The organism is Streptomyces sp. BBFR102 (assembly GCF_051397025.1).
Lineage (GTDB): Bacteria > Actinomycetota > Actinomycetes > Streptomycetales > Streptomycetaceae > Streptomyces.
Genome location: NZ_CP195757.1, coordinates 2,747,377 through 2,762,517 on the forward strand (window position 1 = coordinate 2,747,377; position 15,141 = coordinate 2,762,517).

Sequence of the window (15,141 nt, forward strand, 5' to 3'; positions counted from 1 at the left end):
CCTCCGGCGCCGGGGGCGTGTTGCCTGCCCGGTGTGGTCCCCGCGTGTGCGGGGGTGGTCCCCAGCGGACGCGCCCGGCGGCGCGGCCGACGCTGTGGTCCCCGCGTGTGCGGGGGTGGTCCCTACAAGCCGGAAGAGCTCTGCGCCCTCTGACTGTGGTCCCCGCGTGTGCGGGGGTGGTCCCCGGTCGATGCTCATCTTCCAGCCCAGCTCGCGGTGGTCCCCGCGTGTGCGGGGGTGGTCCCTGCGTGACGATGGGCGACAGTCCAGGGATCGGGTGGTCCCCGCGTGTGCGGGGGTGGTCCCGCCCTCCGCCGGTCGCCCAGATCCAGGTCGGCGTGGTCCCCGCGTGTGCGGGGGTGGTCCCGCGGCGCCGCCCATCGAGGCGACCGTGAAGAGGTGGTCCCCGCGTGTCCGGGGGTGGTCCCGACCGGCCACCGAACGGCCGAACCTGTCCGCGGTGGTCCCCGCGTGTGCGGGGGTGGTCCCCCTGGGGTGTGGCCTGCCCACTTTCGGGGGCTGTGGTCCCCGCGTGTGCGGGGGTGGTCCCTCCGGATGCGCTGAGCGGAGTTGGAGCCGGGGGTGGTCCCCGCGTGTGCGGGGGTGGTCCCGGCGTACCGCTGAACTACGCCCGCCTCGCCCGGTGGTCCCCGCGTGTGCGGGGGTGGTCCCTCCCCGTACGGCGGGGGCTCGACACCCAGCAGGTGGTCCCCGCGTGTGCGGGGGTGGTCCTCCGGACGTTCGAGTAGCTCGCGTTGTCGAGGTGGTCCCCGCTGAAGGGGGGCGCTGAACTCGGCCTCGTGCCAGGGCAGGTAGCCCTCGTCCCCGATGCCCTTCTGCCCCTGGAAGGGGCAGACCTCGTTGCCTGGGAAGGCGCTCACCCGGGGCTCGTCGCGGATGGCACCGATGGAGGCGGCCGTGCTCGTCGTCCTTGCCGAAGGGGAGGCCGACCGTGGAGGAAGGGGCGCTTCCGGCGCGGAGGGCTGGGCGGCGGTCGCCAAGTTGCGGGGCGCGGAGTGCCGATCGCGGCTGCGTCTCAGCGGGGCGCCGGGCGGGCTTGAGGGGGATCTGTGCCGTGCGCGCGTCCGCACCCGTCGGCGCGAGGTGCACGGCCGGGAGGACAGTTGCCGCAAGGCCGGCGGCACGGCGCTGTGCCGGGGCGCGGTGCCGGTCCGGGACGGCGGGGCGCGGTGGCCCACCGCCGCCGGGACGGCTGGCCCACCAGCGGCAGAACGGGCCTGGCCCACCGGCGGCACGACGACGGGGGCCGGGCCCACCAACGGCACACGGACCAGGCCCCGCCGACGGCACGACGAGGCCGGCCCACCAACAGCAGACGGACCTGGCCCACCGGCGCCGGGGCGGGCACCCCGGCGCCCGGCCCGCTGCCCCGGCGCCGAACCTGGCCTTCTGGCCTGCCCGCCCCCCGGTCTCGCCCTGCTACGAACTCCCCTCGCCCTCCGCCGCCCGCAACCCCGCCAGCAGTTCCGCCTGGTCTGTGAGGACGCCCGAGAGGATGGTGCGGGCCACGTGGAGGAGTTCGGCGATGTCGGGGTTGGTGAGGGAGTAGTGGACGGCGGAGCCCTCGCGGCGGGGAGTGACGAGGTTGGAGCGGCGTAGGACGGCCAGCTGCTGGGAGAGGTGGGCCGGTTCGACGCCGATGTCGGAGAGGAGTTCGGAGACGGCGTGTTCGCGGCGGCTGAGGAGTTCCAGGACCCGGATGCGGACCGGGTGGCCGAGGGTTTTGAAGAACTCGGCCTTCAGCTGGTACAGCGGTGTGCTCACCGGACGGCTGCCTTCGTGCGGGTGCCGTGCATCGCGTCCACCTCGGAACTCCTGGCCTGGGATCTCGGAAATCGCCAAGATAGCAATGCCGCGTGGGAGGGGTAGGGGCTCAGACCTTCTTCACCACGGCGGACTTGAGCTGCATGGGGCCGAACCCGTCGATCCGGCAGTCGATGTCGTGCCCGTCGACGCCGTCCACCAGGCGGATGTTGCGCACCTTGGTGCCGGCCTTGATGCCGCTGGGGCTGCCCTTGACCTTGAGGGTCCTGGTCACCGTCACCGTGTCCCCGTCGGCGAGGACGTTGCCCACGGCGTCCCTGATCGCCCCGGCCGCTCCGGCGCCTTCGGCGGGCTCGTCGGCCGTGGGTGACCACTCGTGGGCGCATTCGGGGCAGACCAGGAGGGCCCCCATCTCGTAGGTGTACACGCCGGCGCACTCAGGGCACGGCGGCAGGGTTTCGGTCGCGTCGCTCATGGGCGTTCCCCGTTCGGTGTTCAGGCTGTGGCGGCGGGCAGAAGTCCGGCCCGCCGGAGGTGGGCGTGGGCGCCGGCGAGAGCCTCCGGCTCGGTGGCGTACTCGTGGCCCGACAGGAGGTCCAGCGCGCCGACCGAGGCGAGGGCCTGGCGGTGGTCGGGGCGGATGCCGCAGGCCAGTACGGCGATGCCGCGCCGGTCCAGTTTCTCCAGGGCGTCCTTGAGGGCGAGGGCGCCGGTGGCGTCCATCGTCGTGATCCGCGCCATCCGCAGGATCACCACGCGGACGTCGGTGACCTCGGAGAGCTCCAGGAGGAAGCGGTGGGCGCCGGCGAAGAAGACCGGGCCGTCGATGCGGTAGACGGCGATGTGCCCGCTCAGCGGGGCGTGTTCCGCCTCGCGGTGGCCGTCGGGCAGTTCGGGGGTGACCTCGGTCCGCTCCATCCGGGCCTGCCCGGCGACCGCCCGCAGGGCCAGGGCCCCCGCGACGAGCAGGCCGATGATCACCGCGAGCACGAGGTCGAGGGCGAGCGTGGCCACGGCGGTCAGCACCAGGACGACGGCGTCCGAGCGGGTCGAGCGGACCATCGCCCGCAGGGCGCCGACCTCGACCATGCGGATCGCGGTGGCCAGCAGCACTCCGGCGAGCGCGGCCAGCGGGATCCTGGAGACGAGCGGGGCGGCGGCGAACACGATCACCGCGAGGACCGCCGCGTGGGTCAGGGCGGCCAGGCGGGAGCGGGCTCCGCTGCGGACGTTGACGGCGGTACGGGCGATGGCGGCGGTGGCGGGTACGCCGCCGAACAGCGGGGCGGCCAGGTTGGCGATGCCCTGCCCGAAGAGTTCCCGGTCGGGGTCGTGCCGCTGGCCGGTGGTCATGCCGTCCGCGACCGTGGCCGACAGCAGCGACTCCAGCGCGGCCAGCGCGGCGACCGCCAGGGCCGGGCCGAGCAGCGAGCCCAGCGCGGAGAGTTCGAGGAAGTCCAGCGAGGGCGCGGGCAGTCCGGAGGGCAGGTCGCCGATCGGGGCCGCCGCGTCCAGGTGGAGGAGCTGGGCGGCCACCGTCGCCATGACGACGGCCACGATCGAGAAGGGCACGGCGGGCCGCCATCGGGCACCGAGCAGCATCACGGCGGCCACGCCGAGGGCCAGGACGGTCGCGGTCCAGTTGGGGGCGCGTACGAACTCCTCGACCGCCCGCCAGGCCACCACCAGGACCGTGTCGCCGTCGGGGGCGGTGACGCCGAGGGCGTTCGGGACCTGTTGCAGGCCGATCACGCAGGCGATGCCGAGGGTGAAGCCCTCCACCACCGGCGCCGGGACGTACCGCATGTACCGGCCGGCCTTCAGCAGGGCCAGAGCGAGCAGCAGGACGCCGGCCAGCAGTCCGACCGTCAGTACCCCGCCGGGGCCGTACTGGGCGACGATCGGCACCAGGACCACCGTCATCGCGCCGGTCGGGCCGGAGACCTGGAGGTTGGAGCCGCCGAACAGCGCCGCGAGGGCGCCCGCGACGACGGCGGTGGCCAGTCCGGCCTCGGCACCGAGGCCGGAGGAGACCCCGAACCCGAGCGCGAGCGGCAGCGCCACGATCGCCACGGTGAGGCCGGCGAGCAGGTCACGGCGCGGGTCGCGGGTCATGGCGGCGAAGTCCGCGCGGGCGGGCAGCAGGGACCGTACCCGGCCCCACACCTGGGCAGTCAGCGTGCTCACGGCGTCCGCACCTCGGCTTCCCGCAGTTCGATGAGGAGTTCGGACCGGCCGGCCAGCAGCTCGGTCAGGATGCGGCGGGCGGCCCGCAGCAGTTCGGCCACGTCCCCACCGGCCAGCGCGTAGACCACGGTGGAGCCCTCCCGCGTCGAGCGGACGAGGCCCGAGCGCCGGAGCACGGCCAGTTGCTGGGAAAGGGCCGAGGGCTCGACCTCGATCGCCCTCAGCAGGTCGCGGACGGGGGTCGGGCCGCTCTGCAACAGCTCCAGGACCCGTATCCGCACGGGGTGCCCGAGCATCCGGAAGAACTCGGCCTTGGCCTGGTACAGCGGAATCGCCACGGTCACGGACTCCCTTCGTCGCCCCGGCCGACCTCCCGGGGCACCTCCCCGGCGCGGCGCACACAGCGGACACCGCGGACACGACGGGCACGGCGAACACAGCATGTAGGGAATTGCTTAATTTCGCAATTCGTTGATTCGCGGCTCCCCTCCAGCCGCACCCCGGACGGACGAACACGCCGGAACCGCCCGTGCGCGCCGCACCCCGCACGGGCGGCCCGGCGGGCCGGTGACCGGTGGCCGGCCTTGCTCAGCGCCCCACGTACGCCGCCAGGCGCTCCCCCGCGACCGCCCCCCGTTCCGCCACCAGGTCGGCCGGGGCGCCTTCGAAGACGACGCGACCGCCGTCGCGTCCGGCGTCGGTACGGGCGGAGCGGAGGCTTCCGATTGTGCGGGAGCGGGCGGTATCAGCCCAACAGCGTGCAAATGCAGCCGAGTTGGCGGATTCCGCCATCCCGGGGCGAGGCCCCGGACCAGGCTGGCCGGGCACTGCCACCGATACCGGCGCATCAGGACGGAGGACGCGTGGGCAAGCAGATGAAGTGCGGCTCGACGCAGACGAAGACGGGCAGACCGTGCGGGAACCCCGCGATGGTCGGGTACTCCCGGTGCCAGCTGCACCGGGGTACGTGGACACCCCGGCAGCAGCCGCGGCGGAAGAAGCGGGGATAGGCGCACCCGGCGCGGGTGGGGCGGGCTCCCGCCTCACCCGCGGCCGTACGTCTCGCGCCACCGGCGCCGGTGGGCGGTGTCGCCCTGCCCCGCCCCGCCGAGGTCGAGCAGGGCGGTGAGCGGGGTGCCGGTGTTCCACAGGCCGAGCAGGTCGCGGTGGACGGCGACGATGCGGTGTTCGGCGGCGAGCGTGAGCGCGGCCTTGCCGAAGGGGCAGGTGGCGGCGAAGACCGCGACGTCGGCGCGGTGGTGGAGCCAGGCGGTGCCGAGGAACTTCTGCATGTCGCCGCTGGGCACGTACCGGTGCGGGGCGTAGTGCTTGCACTGGATCACCAGGCGCCGCCCGTCGGGGAGGGTCGCGGTCACGTCGGCGCCCAGGTCGCCCGAGCCGCCGGTGACGACCACGTCCCGGCAGCCGTCGCGGCGGCAGAGGCCGGCGACGTACCGCTCGAACTCCTGCCAGCTCAACGCGTCGACCTCGGCGAGGGAGAGCTGCCCGGCGCGCACCGCCTCGGCCTCTCGCCACCGCCGGCGCAGCCGGTCGGTGCGCCGGAGCCACCACAGCACGCCGCCGCCCGCTCCCGCGACGGCCGCCCCGAGGAGGTACGGCCACACCGTCGACCAGGACGCGGCCAGCAGGAGCAGGGCGGCGGCGCCCACCCCGAGCCGGGCCGTGGCCAGTTGGTCACGGCGCCGGGCGCTGCGGCGCCGGGTGCGACGCCTCCCGTACCCCCGCCGCACCGGCGCCCCGCGCCCAGCCGGCCGCCGGCCACCCCGCCTCGCCGCCATACGCCTTCCCCCGTCTCCCCGGCCGTACGGCGCGCACGACCGCCGGCCAGTCTGCGGGGGTGCGGTCCGCCCCGGAAGGGCGCCTGGTGGCCAGGTGGCGTGAAACCGCTCACCGCGCGGTACGACCGGTCCGGGCCCGCCCGCCCGGTACCGGCCCCCCGCGCAAGGCGGCCACTCCCGCCCGGCTCAGCCGCCGTGCGTCCGCCTGACTCCGGTCTCCCGCAGGAGGTCCCCCGCCGACGTGGTGTTGCCGGGGTCCAGGGCGCGGGCCATCGCGGCGAGGGCGGCCTCGGGGTCGGCCTCGGGCGGGACGACGAGGAGGGAGAAGAGCTGGTGGTCGCCGCGGGTGACGAGCGCGGTGTCGTCCGCGACCGGGTAGCCGTCGATCCGTACCACCCGGCCGTCCATCACCAGCCGGGTCGGCAGCGCCTCCCAGGCCTGAAGGTCCACGCCGATCCGCGTCACCGGGTCCCAGTGCCCGGACAACCCGGCGACGAGCCGGGGCAGTTCGACGGCGACCCGGTGCGAGTACGGCCACCAGGCGCCGTCGAAGAGCCCTTCGCGGTGCTCGGTGATCTCCAGCCGCAGGACCGGGCCGGGCCCGAACCCGCCCGCCTCCGCGGCCCGGTGGGCTCCGGTGTCCCACACGGTTCCGGTGTCGGGGTCCGTCTCTGCCATGGCTTGCGCACCTCCCACGTGACCGGGGACGACGCCGCCCCCGGGGGGCCTGTCGCACGGCCGCCGCGACGGGCGTGCCGCTCCTTCCAACGTACTGCGCGAGGAGCCCGGATGTCGGCTCTGACCAGGGCGGATCACAGAAATCTGCGCGACCGGAACACCCCGGAGCCGGCGGTCAGCCCAGCGTCATGTGGAGCAGCCCGGCGGTGCCCACGGTGAGGATGAGGAGGCGCAGGGCGAGCGGGCGCAGCCGCCGGGCGGCGCGGGCGCCGAAGGGGGCGCCGGCGGTGGCCCCGGCGGCGATCAGCAGGGCGGCGGTCCAGTCGGGGTCGGCGGCGACCAGGAAGAAGCCGGCCGCGACCGCGTTGACCTGGGCGACCAGCACGTTCTTGAGGGCGTTGATCCGCTGGAGGGGCGCCTCCAGCAGGGCGCCGGAGAGGGCGACGTAGAGGATGCCCTGCCCGGCGGAGAAGTAGCCGCCGTAGACGCTGGCCAGGCCGAGGCCGACACGGAGCGGGAGGCCGCCGCCGGGGCGGGTGAGGCGGCCACGCAGCACGCGGGTCAGCAGCGGCTGCACCGCGATCAGCAGCAGGGCGAGCCCCACCAGGACCGGCACCACGGTGGCGAAGACGCCGGGCGGCAGCACCATCAGCAGCACCGCCCCGCAGAGCCCGCCGATCGCCGCGCTGACGCAGAGCGGGATCAACAGGCGGCGCTGCCCGGCCAGTTCACTCCGGTAGGCGAAGGCGCCGCTGATCGAGCCGGGGATGAGGCCGAGCGCGTTGGAGACGGTGGCGGTGACCGGGGGCAGCCCGGTGGCGAGCAGCACCGGGAAGGTGACCAGGGTTCCGGAGCCGACCGCCGTGTTGAGCGCCCCGCCCGCGAACCCGGCGAGCAGGACCGCGACCGCCTCCGCGAGCGTCACGAGGCCGCCTCGGCGGTCGGGGTCGGGCCGCGGTCGCCGGGTATGCGGGGTACCGGGCGGCGGGAGCCTGAGACGGGGTGGGGCTGTCGGGACATGCGGCGACGGTACGCCCGGGACGTTTCGGTGCCCGGCGAACGGTGCCCGCCGACGGGCGCGGGAGGCCGGCCGCCGCCCCCGTTCCCTTGTCGCCCCGCCCACCGTCCGGTACGTTCCCCCGGCCGAGGCGACGAGCGGGAAGAGGCGGGCCGATGGAGCAGGCGGGACGAGGACGGCGTACGGCGCTGGTGACGGGGGCCTCCTCGGGCATCGGGGCGGCCCTCGCGGCCCGGCTGGTGGAGCGCGGCTACCGGGTGCTGGGCACCAGCCGGAACCCGGAGCGGGTCGCCGAGCCCGTCCCCGGCGTCGCCTACCTGGCGCTCGACCTCGCCGACGACGCCTCGGTACGGGCCTGCGCCGAGGCCGCCGGTCCGGTGGACGTGCTGGTCAACAACGCCGGCGAGAGTCAGAGCGGCCCGTTGGAGGAACTGCCGCCCCAGGCGCTGGAACGCCTCTTCCGGGTCAACGTCCTCGGCGCCGTCCGCCTCACCCAGCTCCTGCTGCCCGCCATGCGCGAGCGCCGCGCGGGCCGGATCGTGATGGTCGGCTCGATGCTGGCCAGCTTCCCGCTCGCCCACCGCTCCTCCTACGTCGCCTCCAAGGCGGCCCTGAAGGGCTTCGCCGACGCGTCCCGGCGCGAACTGGCCCCGTACGGCATCGGCGTGGCCACCGTGGAGCCGGGCTCGATCGCCACCGGGATCAGCGAGCGCCGCACCGCGTACCTGGCCGCGGACTCCCCGTACCGCGCCGAGTACGCCACGATGCTCCGCCACCTCGACGCCAACGAGGCCGCCGGCATCCCGGCCGACCGGGTGGCCAGGACGATCCTGCGCGCCATCGAGGCCGGGCGCCCGCGCCCGCTCTACGCCGTCGGCAGCAACGCCCCGCTCGTCTACGCCCTCGGCCGCCTGCTGCCGCGCGCGGCCGTGCTGCGGATCACGGCACGTCGGCACGGGCTGGGGTGAACCCCGTCCCACCTGCGGCTGGGCACCGCGTGCGGGCCCGCGCGGTCAGGGTGACCATGGCCGCATGGAGAAGACACTGCGGCTCGCGCAGGAGCCCCGGGCCGACGCGCTGCTCAGCCGCAGCCCGCTGGCGGACCTGATCGGGATGCTGCTGGACCAGCAGGTGCCGATGGAGTGGGCGTTCAACGGGCCGTACACGATCGCCCGACGGATGGGCACGGACGACCTCGACGCGTACGAGATCGCCGCGTACGACCCGGACGGGTTCGCCGCGCTGCTCTCCGCCAGACCGGCCGTGCACCGGTACCCGGGCTCGATGGCCCGGCGCGTGCAGCAGCTCTGCCAGTACCTGGCCGACCACTACGACGGCGACCCCGAGGCCCTCTGGCGCGACGCCGCCGACGGCCGGGAACTGCTCGGCCGCCTCAAGGCGCTGCCCGGCTACGGCCCGCAGAAGGCGCAGATCTTCCTCGCCCTGCTCGGCAAGCAGCTCGGCGTGCGCCCACCCGGCTGGCGGGAGGCCGCCGGGGTCTACGGCGAGGAGCACGCCTACCGCTCGGTCGCCGACATCACCGGGCCCGAGTCACTGGCCCGGGTGCGCGCGCACAAGCAGGAGATGAAGCGGGCCGCGAAGGCCGCCCGGGGCGACGGTCCCTGAGCACCGGCCCGCCTGTCCGGCGGCCGGTGGACCGATCCGGCGAAACCCGCCCATCACGACGAGGGCCCCTTTCGCCGGGTGGCGCGAATCGCTAGGTTCCCAGCAGCCGCGTCGAGCACCTGCGCGCTTTTCGTTCGACTCAGCCAACTCCCGCCTCAGGCGGGGCTTTTCATACCGGACACTGGGGAGGGAACCCTGTGAAGGCACTGTCCCGCAGAACCATGGCCGTGGTCGCCGCCACCGCGCTCGCCACACCGCTGCTGCTCGGCGCCGCGCCCGGCCACGGGCACGGCAGGCCCGGCCACGGCCACCAGCCCTCGACGCCGGCCAAGGACGCCGCCGCGCTCGCCCGCGAGCTGGTCGAGGAGTCCTCGGCCCGCGACGCCCACCGCCATCTGCGCGCGTTCCAGTCGATCGCCGACCGGAACGAGGGCCACCGCGCCGCGGGCTCGCCCGGCCACGAGGCGTCGGCGGCGTACATCGAGAAGCTGATGAGGAAGGCGGGGTACGAGGTCACCCGGCAGACCTTCTCCTTCACGTACACCGAGACCCTGGCCCAGAAGCTGTCCGTGGCCGGGGCCGACGGCCGGGACGTCGGCGTCCACGCGATGACGTACACCGCCTCCACCCCCGAGGGCGGCATCGAGGCGGCCCTCGTCGACACCCCGGCCGACTCCGACGGCACCCCCGGCTGCACCGCCTCCGACTTCCCGGCCGAGGTCAAGGGTGCCGTGGCGCTGATCGAGCGCGGTGGCTGCTCCTTCGGCGAGAAGCAGGCGGCCGCCGCCGACGCGGGCGCGGCCGCCGCGATCATCTACAACAACACCGAGGGCGCCCTCTCCGGCACCCTCGGCGAGGCCGGGGCGGGCCGCGTCCCGACCGGCGGCGTGACCCAGGCCGACGGCAAGGCGCTGGCCGCCGACGCCGCCAAGGGCGCGAAGGTCTCCCTGGAGATCCGCCAGCTCCAGGAGGAGCGCGAGACCGACAACCTCCTCGCCGAGACCCGCGGCGGCTCCGCCGATCGGGCCGTCACGCTCGGCGCCCACCTCGACTCGGTCACCGAGGGCGCCGGCATCAACGACAACGGCTCCGGCTCGGCCGGCCTGGTCGAGGTCGCCCTCGACCTCGCCGACGCCACGAACCAGAACCGCCCGGGCAAGCACGGCAAGGCGCAACAGCCGCGCAACAAGATCCGGTTCGCCTGGTGGTCGGCGGAGGAGAACGGCCTGCTAGGCGCCGAGCACTACGTCGGCACGCTCTCCGAGAAGCAGCGCGGCCAGATCCCGGCCTACCTCAACTTCGACATGATCGCCTCGCCCAACGCCGCCCAGTTCGTCTTCGACGGCGACGACTCCGACGGCGAGGGTGAGGGCCCCGGCCCCGAGGGCTCCGCCCAGATCGAGCGGGACATCACCGCCTTCCTCGACCGCCAGGGCGCGCCGCACGAGGGCACCGACTTCGACGGCCGCTCCGACTACGGCCCCTTCGTCGAGGCGGGCATCCCCTCGGGCGGCACCTTCACCGGCGCCGAGGGCCTCAAGACGAAGGAGCAGGCCAAGCGGTACGGCGGCACCGCCGGCGAGGCGTACGACCCCTGCTACCACTCGGCCTGCGACGACCTGGAGAACATCTCGACGGAGGCGTTCGACACCAACATCGACGTGATCGCCCACGCGGTCGGCACCTACGCGCACGACCTCTCCTCGCTCACCGAGCCCGTGAAGGGCAAGGCCGCCCCCAAGGCCCAGCGCCAGCGGGGTGAGGCCCGCGCCGGAGGCCACCAGCACGGCCTGACCGAGTAGGCCGCCGCGGAGCGCCGGCCGGGCCCCGGCCGGCGCCCCGGGGGCACCAAACCGGACAGTTGCCCCCATCGCGGCCGGGGCCCGGCACACGGGGCTGCGGCTCCCCACCCCGGCCCGGTAGGCTTTCCGTGTGATCTTCAAGCGCATCGGAAACGGCCGGCCGTACCCCGACCACGGCCGGGAATCCACCCGCCAGTGGGCGGACGTGGCCCCGCGCCCGGTCCGCCTCGATCAGCTCGTGACGACCAAGGGCCAGCTCGACCTGGAAACCCTCCTCGCCGAGGACTCGACCTTCTACGGCGACCTCTTCGCCCACGTGGTGAAGTGGCGGGGCGACCTCTACCTGGAGGACGGCCTGCACCGCGCCGTCCGCGCCGCGCTCCAGCAGCGCCAGGTCCTCCACGCCCGCGTCCTCGAACTGGGCTGAGCGGACCCGGGGGTGACCCCGGCCCCGTCCCGCGTCCGACCACGGACGTGACCGTTCCGCATCCGCAGGCGACCGAATGGGCCCTTTTCCCACCGGTCAGGGCCAAGCGGTAGATCCTTTAGTAGGCATTGCCCCAGGCCCGCACTACGCTGCGCCTCATGAGCATGCTCACTCCCCCCGGTATGGGCGGCAAGTACCGCGTCACCGGGGACAAGTACCCCCGCATGCGCCGTACGGGCAACCGCCGCAAGCTGGTCCTGGCGGCCACCGGCGGCCTGCTGGCCCTCGGCCTCGTCGGCTGGGGGACCTTCCAGCTCGTCGACGTCTTCACCGGCGGCTCCACCGTCACGGCGGCGGGCGGCAAGAGCTGCCCCCGGCCCGCCACCAGCGCGTCCCCCGCCGCGGTCAAGCCGCTCCCCGCCCCGGGCAGGATCAAGGTCAACGTCCTCAACGCCACCGAGCGCGGCGGCCTCGCCAAGAAGACCGCCGACGCCCTCAAGAAGCGCGGCTTCGCCATCGGCGAGGTCGGCAACGCCACCGAGGAGTACGACAAGAAGGTCAAGGGCACCGTCCTGCTGCTCGGCGCGGCCGACGCGGTCGACGGCGCCTTCCCGGTCCTCGCCACCCAGGTCGGCGGCGCCCGGCAGAAGGTCGAGACCCCGGCCGGGAGCGAGCCCGCCAAGGCCGAGGCGGCCCAGACCGACGCGACCGGGGCCGATGACGAGGCGGACGCCCCCAAGGGCCCCCGCAAGCCGAACGAGGTCGACCTGATCCTCGGCGACGGCTTCGAGAAGCTGGCCCCCGAGGCCGCCGCCACCGGCGCCCTCAAGGCCCTCAACGCCCCGAAGCCCTCCCCGACGCCCGCACCGGGCGCCCGCTGCTGACCCGCCCGGCACGCGACGCGCCCCCGGACGTCCTCACGGACCCGGGGGCGCGGTCGTACCGGTATGCGGAACGCCTCAGTCGGCCTGGCCGTACATGCGGTCGCCGGCGTCACCGAGGCCGGGCACGATGTAGCCGTTCTCGTTCAGCCGCTCGTCGACGGAGGCGGTGACGACGGTGACCGGGGTCCCGGCCAGCTCGCGCTCCATGATCTCGACGCCCTCGGGCGCGGCCAGCAGCACCACGGCGGTGATGTCGTCGGCGCCGCGCCGGATCATCTCCTGGACGGCGGCGACCAGGGTGCCGCCGGTGGCCAGCATCGGGTCGAGGAGGTAGACCTGGCGGCCGGTGAGGTCCTCCGGCATCCGCGCCGCGTAGGTCGACGCCTGGAGCGTCGACTCGTCACGGATCATGCCGAGGAAGCCGACCTCGGCGGTGGGCAGCAGCCGCACCATCCCGTCGAGCATGCCGAGCCCGGCCCGCAGGATCGGCACGACCAGCGGACGCGGGTGCGAGAGCTTGACGCCGGTCGTCCGCGCGACCGGGGTGTCGATGTCCACCTGCTCGGTGCGCACGTCCCGCGTCGCCTCGTACGCGAGCAGGGTGACCAGCTCATCCGCCAGACGGCGGAAAGTGGGGGAATCGGTGCGCTTGTCGCGCAGCGTGGTGAGCTTGTGCGCCACCAGAGGGTGGTCGACGACGTGTATCCGCATGCCATCCACAGTAACGGGCAGGTCGGAGCGGGCATCCCGGGCGCCCGCGATGGCATCAACGCGGGGCGCGGGGGGAAAGTGGAGGAAAGCTCCTCCGGTCCGCGCGGGGGGCGTGAACAGCAGCCCAGGGACGGGGGCATGATGCCGGAACCGGCCGGACGCCGCACGGAGCGCGACGACGCCCGCGACCGCGGCGGTGTGCCCGACGCCACGCCCGGCCCCGGCCGCGAGGAGGAGCTGTCCCGGCGCCGGGCCCGTGCCCGCCTGCGCGAGCGCGCCCTCGGACGCGCCCTGGAGCACACCCCCGGCACCGCCCGCGAGACCGACCCCCACCGGCGCGCGACGGGCGCACCGGACGCGGACGGCGCCCCGGAGATATCCGCGCCGCCCGCCGAGGACACCGTCCGCCCCGCCGAGCCGGATTCCGACGCCGAGCGCCGCCGCCGGCGGGCCGCCTTCCTGCGCGAGCTGACCGAGGCCAAGGAGCTGCGCGCCAGGGTCCAGCCGCGCCGCGCCCGCGCCGCCCGGATGCGCCAGCAGATGCGGATGCGTACGTTCCGCTGGTGACGGCCGCCGTCGGCCCCACGGCCCCCGGGCGCCCCACCGGACCGGCACGCGACGCGCCGCACGCCCGCTCCCGGCCCGGTGCGCCCCCGGACACCCCCGATCCACCCCGCCGGACGCACGACGCGCACACGGCACGCGGAAGACCTCACCTGAGGGGCTCCTTTCTGCCACGATTCCGGTGGGCGGGGCACCCCGCCTGCCTCCGCCGGAGGAACCGCCGACCGGCACACCTAGGACAGTGGGAGAGTCACGGTGTACTTCGCCGCACTGCTCGCGCGCACCGAAGTCGGGTGGGAAGCGAGCGACACAGACCTCGACGACGTGGAGACCCTGTCGGACCTCACCGATCTGGCCCGCGAGGCCGCTTCGGAGGACGACACGGTCCTGGCCTACATCGAGCAGGAGGACACGTGGTTCGGCATCGTCCGGGTGGACGGTGAGGACGACCCGCGGATCTACGTCTCCGACGCCGCGGCAGCCGCCCGCAGCTCGTACGGGGAGCTGCTCCTCACCGACGAACTGCTCGGCCGCACCCCCGAGGACGACGACGTCCTCGCCGGCCTCGACCTCGACGGCACGGAGGAGGGCGAGCCCTACCGCGAGGACCAGGACGACGACACCTACGACTCCGGCGACCCGGCCGACCAGGCCGGGGCCGGTCCCCTCGGGGACGGCGCGCTCCTCGCCGACCTCGGCGTCGGCGAAGGGGAACTGCGCGCCCTGCGCCCCGGCGACGCGCTCGGCGAGATCGCCGAGGTGCTCGGCGCGGCCGAGGTGCTGGAGGCGGTCCGCTGACCGCCCGGGCGGTCGGCCGGCCGGGCCGGTAGGTTCCGGGTGTGAAGAGCACACGCCCGGAACCGGCCGGTCCGGCCGGCCCCGTCCCCGATCCCGTCCGCACGCCCTGGGAGCCCGCCATGCGGCAGGCCCTCGCCGAGGCCCAGCGGGCTGGACGCGGCGGCGACGTCCCCGTGGGCGCCGTCGTCCTCGGCCCGGACGGCCGCCTGCTCGCCGCCGCCCACAACGAGCGCGAGGCGGGCGGCGACCCGACGGCGCACGCCGAGATCCTCGCCCTGCGCCGGGCCGCCGCCCGCTCCGGCCGCTGGCGGCTGACCGACTGCACCCTGGTCGTCACCCTGGAGCCGTGCACCATGTGCGCGGGCGCGGCCGTCCAGTCCCGCGTGGACCGCGTGGTCTACGGCGCCCGCGACGAGAAGGCCGGCGCCGCGGGCTCCCTGTGGGACGTGGTCCGCGACCGCCGCCTCAACCACCGCCCCGAGGTGATCGAGGGCGTCCTGACCACGGACTGCGCGGCACTCCTGACCGAGTTCTTCCGCGCCCGCTGACCTTCCGCCCCCTCGCCCCCGGGATACGGATTTCGGCCCATGGCCCCCGATGGTCTAAGCTCTCTCTCGGTAGCGTGTCCGAGCGGCCGAAGGAGCTCGCCTCGAAAGCGAGTGTGGCGCAAGTCACCGTGGGTTCAAATCCCACCGCTACCGCTGACAACGTCCCCCACCTATGAAAACGGGTGGGGGACGTTCTGCTTGTCCGGGACTCCGGTGACTCTTGCGCGCCCACGCGGGCGCCGCCCCCGCCGAGTGAGGGTCGGAGGGAGCGGCGACGGGGGAGGAGCCGCCCCCTCCGGCGGGAACGGGCCCGG

16 protein-coding genes, 1 tRNA gene and 1 CRISPR repeat array (1 of these 18 only partly in view) are annotated in these 15,141 nt (G+C 74.9%); of the genes, 9 read left to right on the forward strand and 8 right to left on the reverse strand.

Features of this window, described 5'->3' with window-relative positions; all coding sequences use genetic code 11:
• A CRISPR array of direct repeats spans positions 1–733; the repeat unit is 29 nt; unit sequence GTGGTCCCCGCGTGTGCGGGGGTGGTCCC; it begins 28 nt to the left of the window's first position.
• Between the two features lie 707 nt (positions 734–1,440).
• The 7 genes from ACSLIC_RS12170 to ACSLIC_RS12200 all read right to left on the reverse strand — a co-directional run bounded on the left by ACSLIC_RS12170 (position 1,441) and on the right by ACSLIC_RS12200 (position 7,374).
• Entirely contained in the window at positions 1,441–1,785 is a 345-nt protein-coding gene (locus ACSLIC_RS12170) for an ArsR/SmtB family transcription factor (RefSeq protein ID WP_436737685.1), read from the reverse strand.
• A 109-nt stretch (positions 1,786–1,894) separates the two neighbouring features.
• Positions 1,895–2,260, reverse strand: a complete 366-nt coding sequence (locus ACSLIC_RS12175) for a zinc ribbon domain-containing protein YjdM (protein WP_436737686.1) — start codon at positions 2,258–2,260, stop codon at positions 1,895–1,897.
• Between the two features lie 20 nt (positions 2,261–2,280).
• On the reverse strand, positions 2,281–3,900 hold the full coding sequence (locus ACSLIC_RS12180) for a SulP family inorganic anion transporter (protein ID WP_436740355.1): 1,620 nt from the start codon (positions 3,898–3,900) through the stop codon (positions 2,281–2,283).
• A 68-nt stretch (positions 3,901–3,968) separates the two neighbouring features.
• Positions 3,969–4,310: an ArsR/SmtB family transcription factor gene (locus tag ACSLIC_RS12185; RefSeq protein WP_436737687.1), complete on the reverse strand. Its 342-nt coding sequence runs from the start codon at positions 4,308–4,310 to the stop codon at positions 3,969–3,971.
• A gap of 705 nt (positions 4,311–5,015) precedes the next feature.
• Positions 5,016–5,723 (reverse strand): restriction endonuclease, encoded by a 708-nt coding sequence (locus ACSLIC_RS12190; protein ID WP_436737688.1) that lies wholly within the window; start codon positions 5,721–5,723, stop codon positions 5,016–5,018.
• A 234-nt stretch (positions 5,724–5,957) separates the two neighbouring features.
• A complete protein-coding gene (locus ACSLIC_RS12195; protein WP_436737689.1) occupies positions 5,958–6,449 on the reverse strand; it encodes a DUF5994 family protein in 492 nt (163 codons plus the stop codon).
• A gap of 175 nt (positions 6,450–6,624) precedes the next feature.
• Complete coding sequence (locus ACSLIC_RS12200; protein WP_436737690.1) at positions 6,625–7,374, reverse strand: sulfite exporter TauE/SafE family protein; 750 nt, start codon at positions 7,372–7,374, stop codon at positions 6,625–6,627.
• A 248-nt stretch (positions 7,375–7,622) separates the two neighbouring features.
• Between ACSLIC_RS12200 and ACSLIC_RS12205 the strand changes: the two genes are divergently transcribed.
• The 5 genes from ACSLIC_RS12205 (at position 7,623) to ACSLIC_RS12225 (ending at position 12,206) form a co-directional block, all read left to right on the forward strand.
• Positions 7,623–8,435 (forward strand): SDR family oxidoreductase, encoded by an 813-nt coding sequence (locus ACSLIC_RS12205; protein ID WP_436737691.1) that lies wholly within the window; start codon positions 7,623–7,625, stop codon positions 8,433–8,435.
• A 64-nt stretch (positions 8,436–8,499) separates the two neighbouring features.
• Positions 8,500–9,093, forward strand: coding sequence for an HhH-GPD-type base excision DNA repair protein (locus ACSLIC_RS12210; protein WP_436737692.1), 594 nt, complete (start codon positions 8,500–8,502; stop codon positions 9,091–9,093).
• A 221-nt stretch (positions 9,094–9,314) separates the two neighbouring features.
• Positions 9,315–10,895 (forward strand): M28 family peptidase, encoded by a 1,581-nt coding sequence (locus ACSLIC_RS12215; RefSeq protein WP_436740356.1) that lies wholly within the window; start codon positions 9,315–9,317, stop codon positions 10,893–10,895.
• A gap of 130 nt (positions 10,896–11,025) precedes the next feature.
• On the forward strand, positions 11,026–11,322 hold the full coding sequence (locus ACSLIC_RS12220) for a type II toxin-antitoxin system VapB family antitoxin (protein ID WP_360849173.1): 297 nt from the start codon (positions 11,026–11,028) through the stop codon (positions 11,320–11,322).
• Between the two features lie 158 nt (positions 11,323–11,480).
• Positions 11,481–12,206, forward strand: a complete 726-nt coding sequence (locus ACSLIC_RS12225) for a LytR C-terminal domain-containing protein (RefSeq protein ID WP_436737693.1) — start codon at positions 11,481–11,483, stop codon at positions 12,204–12,206.
• A gap of 75 nt (positions 12,207–12,281) precedes the next feature.
• Here ACSLIC_RS12225 and upp read toward each other — a convergent pair whose 3' ends face one another.
• Complete coding sequence (gene upp / locus ACSLIC_RS12230) at positions 12,282–12,917, reverse strand: uracil phosphoribosyltransferase (protein ID WP_436737694.1); 636 nt, start codon at positions 12,915–12,917, stop codon at positions 12,282–12,284.
• A 375-nt stretch (positions 12,918–13,292) separates the two neighbouring features.
• Here upp and ACSLIC_RS12235 point away from each other — a divergent pair, with 375 nt between their 5' ends.
• The 4 genes from ACSLIC_RS12235 to ACSLIC_RS12250 all read left to right on the forward strand — a co-directional run bounded on the left by ACSLIC_RS12235 (position 13,293) and on the right by ACSLIC_RS12250 (position 14,980).
• A complete protein-coding gene (locus ACSLIC_RS12235) occupies positions 13,293–13,484 on the forward strand; it encodes a hypothetical protein (RefSeq protein ID WP_436740357.1) in 192 nt (63 codons plus the stop codon).
• A 252-nt stretch (positions 13,485–13,736) separates the two neighbouring features.
• A complete protein-coding gene (locus ACSLIC_RS12240; protein WP_436737695.1) occupies positions 13,737–14,279 on the forward strand; it encodes a tRNA adenosine deaminase-associated protein in 543 nt (180 codons plus the stop codon).
• Positions 14,280–14,398: 119 nt separating this feature from the next.
• On the forward strand, positions 14,399–14,827 hold the full coding sequence (gene tadA, locus ACSLIC_RS12245; RefSeq protein ID WP_436740358.1) for a tRNA adenosine(34) deaminase TadA: 429 nt from the start codon (positions 14,399–14,401) through the stop codon (positions 14,825–14,827).
• A gap of 68 nt (positions 14,828–14,895) precedes the next feature.
• A tRNA-Ser gene (locus tag ACSLIC_RS12250) sits at positions 14,896–14,980 on the forward strand.
• The last annotated feature ends 161 nt before the right edge of the window (positions 14,981–15,141 follow it).

Coding starts and splice junctions, on each gene's coding strand:
- ACSLIC_RS12195 (WP_436737689.1), bottom strand. CDS start 6,449: ATGGCAGAGACGGACCCCGACACCGGAACCGTGTGGGACACCGGAGCC.
- ACSLIC_RS12205 (WP_436737691.1), top strand. CDS start 7,623: ATGGAGCAGGCGGGACGAGGACGGCGTACGGCGCTGGTGACGGGGGCC.
- ACSLIC_RS12210 (WP_436737692.1), top strand. CDS start 8,500: ATGGAGAAGACACTGCGGCTCGCGCAGGAGCCCCGGGCCGACGCGCTG.
- upp (WP_436737694.1), bottom strand. CDS start 12,917: ATGCGGATACACGTCGTCGACCACCCTCTGGTGGCGCACAAGCTCACC.
- ACSLIC_RS12175 (WP_436737686.1), bottom strand. CDS start 2,260: ATGAGCGACGCGACCGAAACCCTGCCGCCGTGCCCTGAGTGCGCCGGC.
- tadA (WP_436740358.1), top strand. CDS start 14,399: ATGCGGCAGGCCCTCGCCGAGGCCCAGCGGGCTGGACGCGGCGGCGAC.
- ACSLIC_RS12180 (WP_436740355.1), bottom strand. CDS start 3,900: ATGACCCGCGACCCGCGCCGTGACCTGCTCGCCGGCCTCACCGTGGCG.
- ACSLIC_RS12215 (WP_436740356.1), top strand. CDS start 9,315: ATGGCCGTGGTCGCCGCCACCGCGCTCGCCACACCGCTGCTGCTCGGC.
- ACSLIC_RS12225 (WP_436737693.1), top strand. CDS start 11,481: ATGAGCATGCTCACTCCCCCCGGTATGGGCGGCAAGTACCGCGTCACC.